This window comes from Vagococcus allomyrinae (assembly GCF_017829975.1).
In the GTDB taxonomy this organism is placed as follows: domain Bacteria; phylum Bacillota; class Bacilli; order Lactobacillales; family Vagococcaceae; genus Vagococcus_D; species Vagococcus_D allomyrinae.
This window is the reverse complement of the sequence record NZ_JAEEGA010000010.1, coordinates 171,527-187,787: the sequence shown is the minus strand read 5'-3', so window position 1 is coordinate 187,787 and position 16,261 is coordinate 171,527. Positions and strand designations below refer to the sequence as shown.

14 protein-coding genes are annotated in these 16,261 nt (G+C 39.4%); 1 reads left to right on the top strand and 13 read right to left on the bottom strand.

Going from position 1 to position 16,261, the window contains the following annotated elements:
• Positions 1-16 precede the first annotated feature (16 nt).
• Positions 17-673, top strand: coding sequence for a DUF4310 family protein (locus tag I6N95_RS15870; protein WP_209529735.1), 657 nt, complete (start codon positions 17-19; stop codon positions 671-673).
• Positions 674-903: 230 nt separating this feature from the next.
• Here the strand turns inward: I6N95_RS15870 and I6N95_RS27725 are convergent, their stop codons facing one another.
• The 13 genes from I6N95_RS27725 to I6N95_RS15805 all read right to left on the bottom strand — a co-directional run bounded on the left by I6N95_RS27725 (position 904) and on the right by I6N95_RS15805 (position 16,096).
• A complete protein-coding gene (locus tag I6N95_RS27725; protein WP_347340566.1) occupies positions 904-2,508 on the bottom strand; it encodes a glycoside hydrolase family 43 protein in 1,605 nt (534 codons plus the stop codon).
• Entirely contained in the window at positions 2,501-3,397 is an 897-nt protein-coding gene (locus tag I6N95_RS15860) for a nucleoside hydrolase (protein WP_209529733.1), read from the bottom strand. Before I6N95_RS15860 ends, I6N95_RS27725 begins: the two co-directional genes overlap by 8 nt.
• Before the next feature lie 46 nt (positions 3,398-3,443).
• Positions 3,444-4,247: a hypothetical protein gene (locus tag I6N95_RS15855; protein WP_209529731.1), complete on the bottom strand. Its 804-nt coding sequence runs from the start codon at positions 4,245-4,247 to the stop codon at positions 3,444-3,446.
• A gap of 27 nt (positions 4,248-4,274) precedes the next feature.
• The gene (locus I6N95_RS15850) at positions 4,275-5,408 is read right to left on the bottom strand and encodes a glycoside hydrolase family 88 protein (protein ID WP_347340565.1); all 1,134 of its coding nucleotides are present in this window, start codon (positions 5,406-5,408) and stop codon (positions 4,275-4,277) included.
• 6 nt (positions 5,409-5,414) lie between these two features.
• Complete coding sequence (locus tag I6N95_RS15845) at positions 5,415-7,181, bottom strand: DUF2264 domain-containing protein (protein ID WP_209529729.1); 1,767 nt, start codon at positions 7,179-7,181, stop codon at positions 5,415-5,417.
• A complete protein-coding gene (locus I6N95_RS15840; protein WP_209529727.1) occupies positions 7,182-7,601 on the bottom strand; it encodes a PTS sugar transporter subunit IIA in 420 nt (139 codons plus the stop codon). It lies immediately after the preceding gene.
• Positions 7,602-7,714: 113 nt separating this feature from the next.
• On the bottom strand, positions 7,715-8,557 hold the full coding sequence (locus I6N95_RS15835; RefSeq protein WP_209529726.1) for a PTS system mannose/fructose/sorbose family transporter subunit IID: 843 nt from the start codon (positions 8,555-8,557) through the stop codon (positions 7,715-7,717).
• The gene (locus I6N95_RS15830) at positions 8,550-9,398 is read right to left on the bottom strand and encodes a PTS mannose/fructose/sorbose/N-acetylgalactosamine transporter subunit IIC (RefSeq protein ID WP_209529723.1); all 849 of its coding nucleotides are present in this window, start codon (positions 9,396-9,398) and stop codon (positions 8,550-8,552) included. Before I6N95_RS15830 ends, I6N95_RS15835 begins: the two co-directional genes overlap by 8 nt.
• A gap of 4 nt (positions 9,399-9,402) precedes the next feature.
• Positions 9,403-9,891 carry a PTS sugar transporter subunit IIB gene (locus I6N95_RS15825; RefSeq protein ID WP_209529721.1) on the bottom strand — a complete coding sequence of 163 codons (489 nt, stop codon included), beginning with the start codon at positions 9,889-9,891 and terminating at the stop codon, positions 9,403-9,405.
• Between the two features lie 336 nt (positions 9,892-10,227).
• Complete coding sequence (locus I6N95_RS15820; RefSeq protein WP_209529719.1) at positions 10,228-11,034, bottom strand: Cof-type HAD-IIB family hydrolase; 807 nt, start codon at positions 11,032-11,034, stop codon at positions 10,228-10,230.
• A gap of 21 nt (positions 11,035-11,055) precedes the next feature.
• On the bottom strand, positions 11,056-13,797 hold the full coding sequence (locus I6N95_RS15815) for a sigma 54-interacting transcriptional regulator (RefSeq protein ID WP_209529717.1): 2,742 nt from the start codon (positions 13,795-13,797) through the stop codon (positions 11,056-11,058).
• A gap of 219 nt (positions 13,798-14,016) precedes the next feature.
• Positions 14,017-15,807: a glycoside hydrolase family 36 protein gene (locus tag I6N95_RS15810; protein ID WP_209529716.1), complete on the bottom strand. Its 1,791-nt coding sequence runs from the start codon at positions 15,805-15,807 to the stop codon at positions 14,017-14,019.
• Entirely contained in the window at positions 15,800-16,096 is a 297-nt protein-coding gene (locus I6N95_RS15805; RefSeq protein ID WP_209529713.1) for a hypothetical protein, read from the bottom strand. The genes I6N95_RS15810 and I6N95_RS15805 overlap by 8 nt, the downstream gene beginning before the upstream one ends.
• Between the last annotated feature and the right edge of the window lie 165 nt (positions 16,097-16,261).

Sequence of the window (16,261 nt, the reverse complement as noted above, 5' to 3'; positions counted from 1 at the left end):
AGGAGACGAAACTGAAATGAACGAAACTTTAGAAAAAAAAGATTTTTGGTATGCCGACTGGTCATTCCCTATTTTAGTTGGCTTATTGTCGGCTGGAGTTTTCGCTGGAACACATATGTATGTTACCTACGGCGTGGGAGCTTTTAATGAAGTGGCAATCGTCGCTATGTTAAAAGCAGGGCTTGATGGCGGATCCTATGGAGCAGCTGCCGCTTTTGGCGCAAGCTTCCTATTCGCTCGAATTTTAGAAGGATCATTAGTCGGAATTCTGGATATTGGCGGGGCGATTTTAACGGGTATTGGGATTGGTGTACCAGCTATTTTACTCAGCATGGGAATTAACCAACCAATTGATAATTATGCTTTGTCTTTAGTGACAGGGTTAGCCATTGGAGCTCTTGTTGGTGGTTTAATTATCGTCATCCGTAAATTTACGATTAATCAAAGTAATTCTACATTTGGCGCAGATGTAATGATGGGAGCAGGTAATGCTTCAGGACGTTTTTTAGGGCCATTGATTATTATTAGCGCATGTGGTGCCTCGATTCCCGTTGGAATAGGCTCGGTAATTGGCGCTCTAGTCTTTTATCTCTGGAAAAAACCGATTGCCGGTGGTGCTATCTTAGGCGCGATGATTTTTGGCGCTATATTCCCTGTCGCCCTTGGTGACTAACAAAAAAACTGTCGCAACTAACCTAATGGTGTTGTGACAGTTTTTTCGTATTGCCTATGGCCATCTGCAATGAATTAATTACGTAATATCGGTATAAAACTAATGAGTGAGTAACTTTCGTCTCTCAAACAAAGTCTGGGAGAACATGATCTTTTATTTCTGATAGTTGTGATCCCCTCAAACAATATGAATGAGCTCTTCTACTCAGAATTTTTTAAACTTTTTTCAGCTCACTCTTCCAAATGTTTTTCTACATAATTAAAAAAGTTAAAATCAGCGAAAGAGCGATGATCATAAAGGTCTTGAGCACAAATTCCTACCATTGCTCCAGTAAAAGCCAGCTTCCCATTAGCTTTGATAAAATCATCACTCAAGTGATCGGCTTCCACTACCTCTCCAATCACCTGCTTCTCTTCATCCGCAACCCGATAGTAAAACTGAGCACCATTCCGCTCAACTTCCACTGACAAATGAATGGGTCTATTTGACGAAATTTCAATTCGCTCTGAGCGATAAGAAAAATGACTAATTGAGTTACTCTCTACCTGAATGACTTTTGATTGCAGGTTTTCATCATAGGATACTTGTAAATAATGCCAATTGTCTGTGTCATAAAACAACACTAAACCTGCCATTTGCTGAAAATTTTCAGGATCGAATTCCATTTCTGTCTCCACGCTAAAGCTAACATGCTGCCAACGCCGAGCAACTAATGTTTGACGATGCAAACTAGTAATGCTTTGTTCACCGTATAAGCGTAAATAACCTGGACGCTCGGATAGAGATATTTTTTCAGTCATTTCAGCTAGTGGCTGTCTCAATGTTTTAAAATAATTTGGTAATTCCGCCTCAGAAAAATCGCAAAAGGAGCTAAAATCAAGCTGTTGCTCCACATTCCGCCCGATACTCGGAGGGACAATTTCCAAATCGGGAAACATTGTGCCATTACTCAGCCTAGGCCAACCATCCAACCAGTCAATTTTTTGTAGAGCTGTTTCTCGCCCTAGGACACAGTTACCTCGCTCAGTAAGAGGCCGAGAACAGATATGAACAATATACCATTCGTCTGGTGCAACTTCGATAAATGAAGCATGCCCACTTTTTTGCAACGGATGTCCTGGTACAGGCTTTGTTGTCAATAATGGATGATAAGGCGATAACTCATAAGGACCCATAATATTTTTCGACCGAGAAACGGTAGCTGCATGACTATAGCCAGTCCCACCAGAGGCACAGAGCAAATAGTACCAGCCAGCCTTTTTTACCATTTGCGGGCCTTCACATACTCCTAGATCCGTGCCAGTGTAAAAATGCTTCCGCTTGCCAATTAACTCCATGCTGCTAACATCAAACTCTTGAATGACTAATCCAGCAAAATTAGGTTGCTCCAAGCGATGATCAAATAACATGCTGATGATATAATGGCGACCATCATCGTCATGAAAGAAAGCTGGATCGAACCCACTGGCAGTCATAAATGTTGGGATTCCCCAATCAGCAGTGATATCTTTTGCTGATAGAACATAATTTAATGTATCTTTAAAAGCATTACCAGATTTAACATCCGTGATTAATAACCAAAAACGACCATCTGAATAACTAAGATGAGGAGCCCAGATACTGCCTGAATTATAATTACCAATTAAATTAGCCTGCTGGCTATTTTGAAGTGGATTTGCTACTAAGCGCCAATTCACTAAATCAATTGAATGATAAATCTCAATTCCTGGCATCCATTCAAACGTAGACGTAGCCAAATAATAATCATTTCCAACTCTTACAACACTGGCATCTGGATGAAAACCTCTGAGAATTGGGTTGATAACTTTAGTCACTTTGTTTCACTCCTTTCGCTGCCATTTCGAATAGTGAGACCTTCGCAAAGAAATCTTCTAGAATCATCCTGACATTTAACGATTGGTAAACTCTTATTGGCCTGTTATTGTCATCGGATGTCATATGCTGACAATTAGAAGCAAAATGAGGCGGCGCAATCAATTTGTAGTTCCCTTTTTGCTCATCTAGCAGAACGCCAATGGCGGCAGAATCCCCCATTACCCAGCATTCAGTATTTATCCAGTTTTTCTCATTAACATTATCAGTGGCAAACTGAATTAACTGTTCATATAAATAATTACCCAATTCATTGACTGTTGAGAGTTTTAATTGTAGCTCCGTCACTGAAACCAACATTGTCTTGTAAGCCTCACTGGGAATTTGCCATAGGTTTACTTTTGACGAAAACAACCTATTGGCTGCTAAAATATCATGATTTAAATTTGCCTCATGACTTCCTGTTGGATACCGCCCTCCCCCAACCCAAATTAAAGTGAATCGATCCACTATTTCTGGATTGATCGTTATTGCCGTCCCAACATCCGTTAAAGCACCAATACACACAATATATAGCGGATCAGCGTCGGCCTTTAATGCCTCTTGAACAATCAGATCGCTCCCTTCAGAGTGATTGAGTTGCTCCTCTTTCATGCTTCCTTCTGCTCCGATTTTTATTGGATACATGCCAATTGTACGTGTTAAATTGGCAAGTTTGATCATCTCATTATAAGAGAGCAGGTTTGTTTTGGCCCCACTGAAATGACTTGCCACCATTCCAACGACTCGAAACCGAGGAGTCAATAAAGCATGGACAATGGCATACTGATCATCTGCCTCATTCTTTGCATCACTAACGATTAAAATGCGCTGTCTCTTTGAAGTAATCATAAACATCTCCTTGTCAGTTTTTTATAGCAGCTATCAACTCTTTCGTTCATTTTGTTACTTCCCACTCACTTCCATAAACTTCCAATGCTGTCAATGCTGGAAAAGGCGAGTCGTCTTGATGCTTGATTAACTGTTTCAACGTAACAAATCGCGTTAGCTTCTGCTCAAAAGAAAAAAATTGACGATCTCGAGCATTCGTAGGCTCAAAAATAAGTTGTTCTCCATCTGAAAACTCAAGGGTCACCCTTTCCCAATAACTATCGTGAGGGTAATCGCCACGAAGAACAAGGGCTATCTTATCGGTCAGAATATGACGTCCAAAATCAATCGTGATTTGAGCATTGGTTTGTTGATTGATTCCCCAGGATTGATAAGGATAGGAGCCGTGACTGTCATTCGCAAGACAGCCATCAATTGCATTTCGCGCAAAAAAAGTAGAATCATTTCGTGTTTCTACATTAGCAAAAGCATGAGGATAAGCTCCCGACGCCTCTTTCTGATCATGAGCATTTAAAGCCAAATTACGATAACCGGTCACCTCCGATTGACTTGGTAGCCACGCTCGAAGATAATGACGCTCACCACTAAAAATTTTAGGTGAATAAGCTCTGCGTAATTGCTCCTCAGTTATAACAGGAAATTCCCACTGAGGTTTAGTTAGGTATATTAAACTTGCTGGAATCGCCTCATCAACCTGCACCCAGACAAAACAATCACTCCCGCTGATTTCCAAGATGATTGTTTCCCCCTCAGAATATTTCCGCGTTTTATATGCCAGATAGGTTTCTTTTTCATGTGACCGTTCTTCTACGATGTCCCCAGCGCGATCGATTAACTTTAGCGTTAACATCTTATCCCTCCATTTTTATCCCAATCATTACCAAATCAAAAAATCTTTATTCAAAAGGCGTAAGATCGCTTCAACAAAATAGTAATCCGCGTAAATAATCGGAACCTCTGTCCAGCGTTCCTCATGATAACTACCTGTGGAGAAATCAATCAATCCATCTTTTTCTAATGCCCAAATGGCATATTTAGATTCAGTTGCTCTCAAAATATTGATAGCCGCATCAATATATAATGCTTTTTCAAACTCATCCACATACTTGGCAATTTCTAAAAAGCCACAAGCCGCACACATTCCTGCAGATGTATCAAACATTACAGGCTCTTTCGGCGCTCTAAAATCAACTAACGGCACCCAATCGGTCTTGCTAACTTCTGAAATAAAATAATGAGCCACTTTTTTGGCTGTTTCTAAATAGCCCGATTTTCCCGTGTGACGATAACTTAAAGCAAAACCATAGATCGCCCATGCTTGTCCCCGTGACCACGATGATCCCGACGCATACCCTTGACCAGCTGGCGTCTCTACTAACTCACCATTAGTCGGATCAAAGACGGCAATATGATTAACAGATCCATCAGGTCTAACAATATCAGTCATCACCTTATCCGCATGATCCTCAGCAATATAGCGAAATCGTGGATCACCAATTTCTTTTTCTGCCCAAAAAAGTAGGGGAATATTCAACATTGAATCAATAATGACCCAACCTGAACGATCTCTATTCCAAGAACGGATAAACTTCCCGCGCGGATTATACCGGCCTGCCAATAGATGAGCCGCATGACAGCCTCGTGCTTTTGAGCGTTCACTTCCAGTCAAACGAAAGTTGGCTACAGCTGTATGTAACCACATAAACCCAACATCATGATGTAACCCTGTATAAATATCAAATGCCTTATCTAAGACTTCTTCATTTATTTCTGCTGTTTTCTTATATAACTCTTTTCCGGTAGCATGATACATTTGCCACATCATGCCTGACCAAAAACCATTGGTCCACCAGACAGGATCAGATTGTCCTAAATCACCTTCATAGCGACCCGTTTGTTCATCGGGAATATAAGGAATTTTCTTTCCTTGTCGTTCGGCTTCCACCGTCAATTTCCGATCAATTTTTGCCAATATCTCGTTAGCCCATTCTATCGTTTCTGCACTAATCACGATAAGTCACTCCTTTTTAATTTTAAGTATTCGCCCATTTACCTCCACTTGATAATGCTGTTTCATTTCAATAAAGCTGATCTGAGCAAGGGAAACTCTTTTCGGTCCACCTGACACCAGTGTGGCAAATGTATGACACCCTTCTACTAACGTTCCTTTTAAAACTGGTACGCCATTTTTTTCTGAGGAATAAATATTAGTGTTAGGCCCCTGACTCACCACATCAGATTGTCGACTCTCACTAAGATCCTTAATTAAACTATAGCCAAAACGATTTTCTAAATAGCAGCTATCATCATCCAGTACCGGTTGATCATATTTTGAGTGCCAAGCAAGCAAGGGAAAACCACCTTCGACCGCTTCAACAGGATAAGGTGTGTCGATGACATGTATACGCAGATGAGTTGTGCCGTCGATGGGAACCAAATAACTTGCTACCTTGATCTCGTCCCAAACAGACCAACTACTCCAGCTATACTTCTCACTTATTTTGGAAGCCAAGATTTCTTGCCGAGTCTGGTATTGATTGTGTCCTTTAATTGAAAAAGCCAAGGTAGAATCAATCGCAAACGATTCAATAGTTTGATTGTCTCGACTCATGTTGAAACCAAAATAGCTTGAATAAGCAAACTTTGCATACTTTTCACTTTGATGATACATGTTTAAATTACAACAGTATTGCAAATTACTGAGAGCAACCGTTTGCTCATCAGTCTGAGTAATATGAAACCCAGCATGAGGTTGTACACTAAGAGGTCTTATCGCTAGTTTCTTTTCTGGAACTTCCCAAAAGGGGTGCTCCGAAGGCAACTCCAATAAAATAAACGCCTTGAACGCCCACATAGGTGACGCAGGTGAATTGTAATCTTCAGACAAAACCAATTGATTGTAACCATACCCTATCGAGAGATTTTTTTCTCTTGGCAACACAATCGGCTGTTGTTGCCAAAATCGTAAATTACGACCGATTATTCCTTTGATCTCACCTAAGCTCAGATTAGTCTTACGATAGGCACCACTGACAATCAGAGCACTCCAGTAACTAATATGAGCAAATCGATAAGTCAAACTACGACCAAAAGGCAGTGAACGCCCTGATGAGTCGAACCAATATTGAAAATCATTTGCAAATAAGACCGCCCGTTGTTCATAAACTGCCCCTTGAGGATCACTTGAAAAGCGACTATACAACAGCCCATAAAAATGAAAAGCAAAGGCGACATAATAATCTCGCTGCTGAGTCTTTCCATCAGAATACCAGCCCTCGCCCAAATAAAATGCCTCAATTCTCTCTTTTGCAAAAGCTAACCGCTTCTCAGAATAGGGCAGGTCATGTTCCTTAAAAGCACCGTTGATCAGAATCAAAAAGAAATACCAATTACCAGGTGGAAACTCAATGTCATTTATTTGAGATAACCATTGAAGCAAATACTCACGATCATTTTTATTGAATAAGGTCAGGAACTCCCAGCCAAATTGACCAATTGCATAGCCGATAACACCTACCTCCACAGCAATTTGACGATTTTCTGTCGAAACCTCAGGCAATAACTTCTTTTCGACACATTCACAAAAACTCACAATAGCGTCGAATTCTGTTAACTCAGTCGCCATCCCATTACAAGCTGGGATAATTCCCCAAAAGGGACGCAGCATACTCTCCAACTGACGGATTTCGGCCAAATAAGAACTACCACTTTGAGCAAGATAGTCATCGTCTTCAGGAAGCAATGACTTCATATAATCAAGTAAACTTTCTCTCGTCAGCCTCATCTAAAAAAAATCCTCAGTACTCTCTGGCGAAACAGGATCAAGTGTCAGAATCTTCATCCCGTCTTGAGCTCCCGTAATTATCTTGCCGATCTCCTCTGCTGATGTCGTTTGATTAACGATGATATCCATCGCAAGCGGCAGGTTAGTCCCGGTGACTAGTACAACATTTTTTCTTGTCGTTAAACGCATCACTGAATTACACACACTTCCTCCGGCAACATCGCCAAGAATGACCACTTCAGTATCAGCCATTATCAAGGCCTCGATTTGTTGAGCTATTTCATCAGGATGGCCTCCTGGCATTAACCCAAAGGAAAACAGATTATTCTGAGTTCCGACAATCATTTCCAGGGCTTTTTTCAGACCATGGGCAAATTCATGGTGGGACACGATAAAAAATTGTTTTTTCAAATTATTCACTCCTCGTAAGTTCTATTTTATATAAGCAATTTACGTGCCAACTTTCTGTCGAAAACAATTTTTTCGCAAAAAAACAATCCAGCCAGAATTGACCAGATTGCCATCCCACAATTTTATCCCGCAATACCTAAAATTGTTAACACAAAAGCCAGAACAAACATTGCAACCAATGCTCGCACAGGTTTATTGTATTTGCGTAAATAAGCAAAACAAATCATAGTAATGCCTAAAGGAAGTAACCCTGGCATAATCGAATCGAAAACATTTTGTAGATTAAACACCGTTCCTGATAATTGAGCTTCGAACGTCGTTTTAAAGGTAACAAATTGGGCCGTCATCGCGCCGGTCATAATCAGCCCTAAAACAGCAGCCCCCTTGGTAATCGCCGCAAAGGTTCCCGATCTCATGGCTTCTGAAATGAAATTGCCTCCAGCCTTATAGCCTACAACCGTCGTGAACCAACGAATTAACATATTGGGAACATTAACAATCAACAAGAATAAAATGGGCCCTAAAATACTGCCCTTTTCACTAAGTCCTAGAGCCACCCCTGTCGCAATCACACGAAGAACTGATAAATAAATGGCATCACCAATTCCTGCCAAGGGGCCCATCAACGAAGTCTTTAACGCTGGAATAGCTGATGTATCGAAATACTCACCACGATCAACCAACTCCTTATTCTCTTCTTCCATTGAAAGAGATAAAGCTGAAATAAAGCCATTCATTGCAGGTGCCGTATTAAAAAAGTCCAAATGACGGCCCATAGCTTCATAAAAAGCATCCGTATCTTTCCCATAAATTTTTTGTAAGAAAGGAGCCATCAACCAACCATAAGTTATCCCTTGTTGTTTCGTATAACTCGTACAAAACATCAAATATTGGTTGCGCCAAAACATTTTCGAAACAGTCTTTCGCTCCTCTTTATTCAGTTTTAACATGTCATTTTTAGTCATCGAAAAATGCCTCACTTTCATCTTTAGTATCAACATTAGTAGTATGAACAACAGTCTTGTTAGACTTTAATTCAGACATGACAACTAATGCGGCAACAATAAAACCAATAAACGCTATTTGAACAAGTGAGAGAATATTACTTGGAGCTCCCGTGACTACGCCATCCTTAACTTCAACTGCTTTTTGATAAAAGAAAAAGGCTCCCAAAGCAAACCCTAAAAAATAATAAGGTGCCAATGATTTTTGCCATAACATTTTCAGTAGCAATGCTAAACCGATAGCAGGCAACATCGTTGAAGCGACTGTCATCGATGTTTGAGCCCATGCTGGTAGCCATTCGACAAAAGCTTTAATCGCATCCGCACCAACTAAAATCACGATAAATCCTAAGAAAAAGTAGCAAAGTTCAAATCCCCAAAATTGCAGGTGCCATAAACGACTAAACGCTTTATAATTATGATCGCGAATATGCTTTTCAAAGCGAGGAACCAATGACGTCACAATCACTTTCATTGAAGAATATAACAATGTCCCAAGCATCGAAATAGGCACTGCTAAGGCAATTGCTACATTTAAATCAGAGCCAACAATCATTGCAAAGGCCGCTCCAAAAATTGATCCTAAGGTAATATCAGACGGCATCACACCACCTAAACTAACATTTCCTAAAAATATCAGCTCTAGTTGGGCTCCCATAATAATGCCTTCAGTCGGATGCCCCAATAAAATCCCCAATAAGGCGACAATAAAAATCGGGCGGGCTAGCTGTGTTGATCCCCACCAATCAATAAATTTGGCAAAGGCGACAACCAAGCCAACAATCAATGCATTTACTAACATATTCCTAACCTCCAATTAACATTTTGAGTGACAGTGGTGAATCATCAGGTAATGGTTGATAATTAAAATCATAACCTAAATCAAACACTTTTTGGACGGTTGCTTTATCTTCTGGTGATAAATAAACGGTCTCAGTAATCTTTTCTTTGTCAGACAATGAACCGCCAATCCGCCCATAGTTAGCCATATTTAAAACAGGCTTTTCTTTTAATCTCGGCAATAATTCTGTCACATACTTAGGCTCATTTGTGACGACTAAAATACGCAACTTATCCGAGCGCGGATCATTTAAAATTTCCACGGCTTTTTCTAAAGTTAGTACGACAACCTTCACCCCAGTGGGTCCAGCCATTTTTAGCGCACTAATTTGAATCTCGTTTTTTGCAATAGAATCGTTTACAACTACAATTCTATTGACATTTAGTTGTTTTGACCATTTCACGGCCACTTGCCCGTGAACCAATCGATCATCTATTCTGATCATAGAAATCATTTTACACTCCCCTTTTACTATTTTCTATTTCCCTTTAGTATTAGCAATTCCTGTGCCAACTTTTGTCGGACCTGCACTTGTCATCACTTTTAAGGACGGTCATTAATAATTAGTTAAAGGTTTTTCCCTTTACTTTCAAGCTTTCTTTGATTTATTGCGAATACCTCATCAATCGATTACCATCCTCCTTTAACCAATGATAGACTGATTTTTCTTCAGTATCATTGTGTCGGAAGGAAACTCTCCTTCTGTCGGAGAAGGCCTTCTTAACAATCCCAGTTCGCTACCTTTCAAAAAAACTGAACTCAACTATGATAAGTTTGAGTTCAGTTCTAATTATAAATACAAGTCAAGAGCCCTTGAAACCCCTGCTTCATCATTTGTACTTGTCACATAATCAGCACAAGCTTTCACCTTGTCCGATGCATTTCCCATGGCAACGCCAATACCACTCATGGTCAACAACTCGAGATCATTTTCCTGATCACCGATGGCTAGGACCTCATCCATTGAAATTCCTAATTGATCACATAAAAATTGTAATGCTGTTCCTTTATTAATGCCTTTTGGAACATACTCTATATAATGTGCATCAGAAAAAATGGTTGGTAACCCTTCATGTGCTAACCGTTGTTTCACCTTCAGTAATTTCTCTCGCTTCTGATTTGTAAAAGCTAGCTTCAGATAGTTAATGGTCGGATCTGTTAGTCTATTTTTCATTTCATCTGCTGTCAGACACCTGAGATCATGCCGTTGAATTAGAAATTCTTGCACAACCTCCCCTTCTTCACTCACTACAACACGATCACTTCCCCTTTCATTACTTGCGACAAAGGTTATTTGCTCTGATTGGGCGATTTTAAAGGCTTTTTTCACGTTCTCTTTTTCTAATTGAGATTGCCGAAAAACCTTTAATTGACCTTTAGTTCGTTCGGCAATAAACGTGCCATTCAACGCTAATATATACCCTTCCAACTCCATACTATCTAAGATTTCAGCCGCTGAAATAACACTTCTACCAGTGGCAATCACAATCTTTATCCCAGAATTTTTGGCCCGCTCTAACGCTCGAGTATTCACATCAAGTAATTGATGCTGACTATTTAATAATGTGCCATCTAAATCAATTGCTACTAACTTCATCTGATGCCTCCTAATTAGACTCTAACAATCAAAAATAATATCGTACAAATACGTTAGTTCGTAATCACTAATAACAATATTATAGGCCGATTCCACCCCTACCAAAGCCTCAGCAAGCTGCCTTAGCCTCGAATCATTAGGCTGAGTTTCACCTGTATAATGGTCCACCTCCTGATTACGAATTAAACGCTCGACTAAACTCGCAATATGAACATATAAAATACTCTTTTTACTATTAGATAAAGTAATCTTCGCACGCCTTTCAAAACTATCTAAAGCGTCATCAATGTAAGAAATGACTCTCTTAACATCCAAAATGGTAATCGCAGAGATCAACCTCTCGATTGATAAGTTTCGCACGAGATTATCGTTGATCACTTTTCGAATTTTTTCATCCTGAATTATCCCGAAAATCTGATTAATAATCTCTTGGCCTTGACCAGAAACCAACTCTTCTAAAGCCACGTAGGGAATATTCTCTACTTCAGGATCAGCAGTCCCTACGATGCCTTGAACTTCATACAGGTTAAAAAGTGAATTATCTTGTCCATACTTTTTTAAATAATGATAATCAATGGCTTCCACAATAAATCCTGTTTCTTCAGGAATACTTGATTGTAAAAAAACCTTTAACTGCTGTGCTGCACCTAATCCTGTTTGACAGACCGTCAAGATCATTGGCTCTTTTTCTTTAATTGGATAGGTAACTTTGTAGTCAAAGGGCATACTCTTAGAAACTTTTTCTCCAATTAGTTCTAAATCCGCTTTCTTCTTTAACAATTCACCAACAAATAACGCCTGTTGAGTCGTTACGTTATTCATGATTAACAGTGGCCCTGATAATTGTTCCAACGTATCAGCTAAAAACATTAACGATCCCATATCAACTAAAACAACCAATCCCTTTGAACAATCGTTACTGCTGATGTAATGATTCATATAGTCTTTGACTTTCTCCAAAGACATGTTAAAGGGCATATCAAACGCATCAAACAGCGGTTCATCCATAAAACGATTGACAACATCTGCTATACTACTGGCAGTTGAAAACCCATGTGCCAAAATAACACCGCGGACTTCAGGTTTTCTCACTTCAAGATCCAGTCCTTTCAAATAAAAGGTGATTAACACTTTCTCCGAGTCAGTTAATGTCACATCTAACTTTGACTCAACTAACTCTAATAAGGCGTTCAACACCTTTGACTCCATAAGCATATGAAGCGAGATGAACGCTTTAATCTCTGACAACTGCTTTGACTCGAACTTAGGAATATCAAAAACAAAACTATTTCGTTTATACAAATAACTGGTTAAAGCGACAATAGAATTACCGCGCATCTTAATAAAAAAACTGGATTCCAGAAAATTTACCAATTCCTTTACAGTATTCCTCAAAAGTTTTAAGGTGTTTTTCTCGCCAGATTCTTCATACACTAACATCTCAACAACCGTTGTCGCTTCCCTAGCCAACTGTTTAACTAAATAATCGTCTGTAATTTCGTCTTCATGATATTGTTGAAACAGTTTATTAAATACTTTAAATATGCCATTAATCATCAACGTTTCTGTGGTTCCAGAACGAATATAGTCACTTATTTCACTTGCAGGAGAAATGATACTATCTGCCTCTTCTAAATTATCAATCTCTTTCAAAGATAAAAACCGTGACATTAAGCCCTCTTCAAGGGACTCAGCACTAATCAGCACTTGATCAGAGCCATTTTGTTTTCCATAGGCACTCGCACAAATAACTTTTATCAAATTTTTTAATTCACCAACATTGTCCCGATAACTCAATGACATCAAACGATTCATTACCCAGGATGTCACAACAATCTCCTTATTAAATTTTTGACTTTCCTGAATTAAAAAAGTGTAAATATATTCTGAGATCTCTTGGCTCGTTCGTTCTTGTAGTGAAGGAATATTAATCGTAATAGGAATACGACGGACAAAAGTTCGCAAAAAGTTCGTTTGAATGTCTTCAGTAGTCGCAAAAATTAACCGAACCTTTGACTTACGTAACTTATTATTGTCTCCCATCCGCGAAAACGTTTGGTTATCAATAAATGTGAATAGTTTCTCCTGACTCTCCGGAGATAATCGATGGCACTCATCTAAAAATAAAACACCTTGATTTGCAGCCTCTAGTAAGCCTATTTGATTGTCTTCAGCCCCTGTAAAAGCGCCTTTTTTATAGCCAAACAAAATACTACTTAGCAGCTCTTCATTGTGATAATATTGAGCGCAGTTCAATTCCAGAAAAGGAGCACCTTGTTCAACTAGCCCTTGTTCCGCGCAAAAATCATAAGCTCTTCGGGCTAAAAGACTTTTCCCAACCCCTGTCTCTCCATGAAACATCATAGGCAACCCATTTCCAGGATAATAGACAGAGGTTTTAATTTGATCAATGACCATCTGCAAACTGGACTGGGAACCAATAACTGACGAAAAGACCTGACTATTTTTCGTGTCATGCCTCCGCTTCTCTTCCAGTAACTGATTAAAACTCTCATATACAGCATGTCTAGGTTCAAAAAATCGCTCTCGGAAAATGTCAGCATGATAAAATAAAGCTGGCCGACTTTTAATTTTGATCGCTACTCCTTCTTTAACAAATTCATTTAAGTACTGACTCGTCGTATTACGTTGAATTCCCACCATTTCGGAAATACCTTCGGTCGTCAAATCTTCTACCGCAGCAATCACTTCTGCCGTTTCTGTATTTGATTTTAATGCCGCCAAAACTTTTTTTTTCGACATTTCATCCACATCCTTTTCTTTTACGAAGAAAATAACTGCTTTACATCTTCTAGTATAATAAATATACACCGACACTTCTACAAAAAGTGACATTCTGTCGAAGACCCCTTAATGTCTACAAGGCTATAACGATATTATATCGTCATTTAACAGCCGCACTGCACTCCGTTTCACTGATTCTCTTTCTAACAAGCAAATTCCGTGCCATAATCTGTCGATTTATATCAAATCCACTAAAAACGCACATCCCATAAGTTGATTTGGAAAACCAATTCGACACTTGTTGAGACTTTTTTCTAGTAAAATGCCTTGCCTGTTAATCCCGCAGACTTTACGAATTTCAGCAATTTCAAAAGGCAACTCAATCCAGTCTTGATCGAAATTATGAATTACCACCAAGGCTTTTTTGTTATGATACCGAAGAACAATCTGACAGCCAGTTGGTTTTCTATAGGAAAGGATTTCTTGGCGAAAAATCTGTGTTTGCCCCTGTTTAAGCAAAGATTTACACTCCTCGTAAAAACTCAAGCATTCATCAATTACTTGCCATTGACTAGGAGATAACTCGTTAATATCTCCTGAAAGGCAAATCCTTCCCAGAAAAGCCCCTGTCATGGAGTAGTATAAACGTTGCAAGGAGTCCTGTTTTCTAACCACTGCCCAGATTAAACTTTGACGTGGAAGCATCAGAGAATGTAAATTAGCCCCAATAATTGGAAGGCAAATAGCTTCATGAGCATCTGAAAAACTTGAAAGATCGGTCATTTGCATCATCGAATACTCCAAGCGATGACCACCTGACGAGCAATTCTCAATCACTAAATCAGGTAATTCTTTTTTGATATTTAGTATAAACTGTTGACTCACTTCCAATTGCAAACGACTTTCTTCACCAAATGACGCCTTTCCATCAAAACCAATACCAAAATTTTCATTGTAATCTATTTTCAAATAGCCAATTTGATTTTCTTTAAGAAAATCAATCACTTTATCTTGCAGATAATCTTTCACCCAAGGGTCCCGCATATTCCAGAATCGTCGACTCCCGACAGTTAAGGGATAGCCATCCTTCATCAAAAGATGTTCGAAAAAGCTGCTAGCAATTGATTCCGTTCCAACCGTTTCAATTTCAAACCAGATCCCCGGAATCATGTTATTGTCTTTAATTGCACCAATAACCGATGATAAACCATTAGGAAACTGGTCTCGATTAACTTGCCAATCACCATGACTTTTCTCCCAACCATGTTGATTAGTATACCAGCCCGCATCGATAACGTAATACTCAATATTTTTGCCTTTTAAAGAAACCAAATTCTCTAGAACGGACGCTTCTGTTGGTCTGCCCCAAGACGTACAAAACTCATTAAACTGCACAGCAAGTTCCGCTTCACTAGGGTTCCCATTCTCAGTAACCGATAGTTCCAACGCCTCGGTCAATCGTTGAGAAGCTACTTCTTCATCACCTAAAACGACAGTTAAATAAGCTTTTGGGGTCGTAAATGATTCACTAGGCCGAACCTCTTTAAGCCAATGGCCATAATCACGATCAGCTAACCCACCCGAAAGGCACAAATCTTCGTCCAGGCGGTAGGCTTCAATTTGCCAAGCCCCAGGCTGAGCAAGACAAGCTGACCAAGTAACCTCTTTCTGTCGGTCGTGAATCGCTGCATACGGAAACCATCCTCTCACTGGCATCGAGCCGACTTGTCCAAACTTCTCTAACCCAACCCCTGAGGGTTTCCAAGAAGGCTCCAACTGTAATTCTTCAATTGACTGTGTCATTTTACGACCTTCAAAACTCCATTTACTCTGGTAGCGGATTAAGCTCATATTTCCAATTGGATTACTCTCATAAAAAGGACTTAAATTGCTTAGAGAGAAACTAGCTAACATTTCTAATTTTTGAACCTCATTTGAATGATTTTCAAAGGAAACAAAGGTTTCCAAGACGTGGTAGCCAGATTTCCAAACAACGTGATGGACATAGTGATTCCTTTTTTCATCCATCTAATCGGGTCCTAACCTCTGTTCCACCTTCTCTTGTGACAAGCTTTTGATCCACAAATTGCAAGTTTTTAACTGTCTGACTATTACGCATCGTACTGCCAGTACAAAAACCTTTAGCATAATCATCTCCAACAAGCTTCACTTGAACTAGCGAATCATATTTTACTTTTTTAGGCAAAATTACCTCGTCTTTCAATGCCGTTGGCACAAGAAGCCATTCTACCGCTTCTGATGTCTGATAATAATGGATCGTCATATCATTAAACGTAAAAGAACTTATTTTTTTCATGTTCTTCCCCCTTCACCATGATTAAAGCAAGTTTCATTCCAAAATCTGTCGAAAAAAATTGCATCGAAAGAAATTTTCCTTCGATGCAACTTTTTATCCAATTCCACTGGTCATTCATCGCAGAACTACCAACTAATTCACTTCTCCCGTTGACTTTTGGCGAGT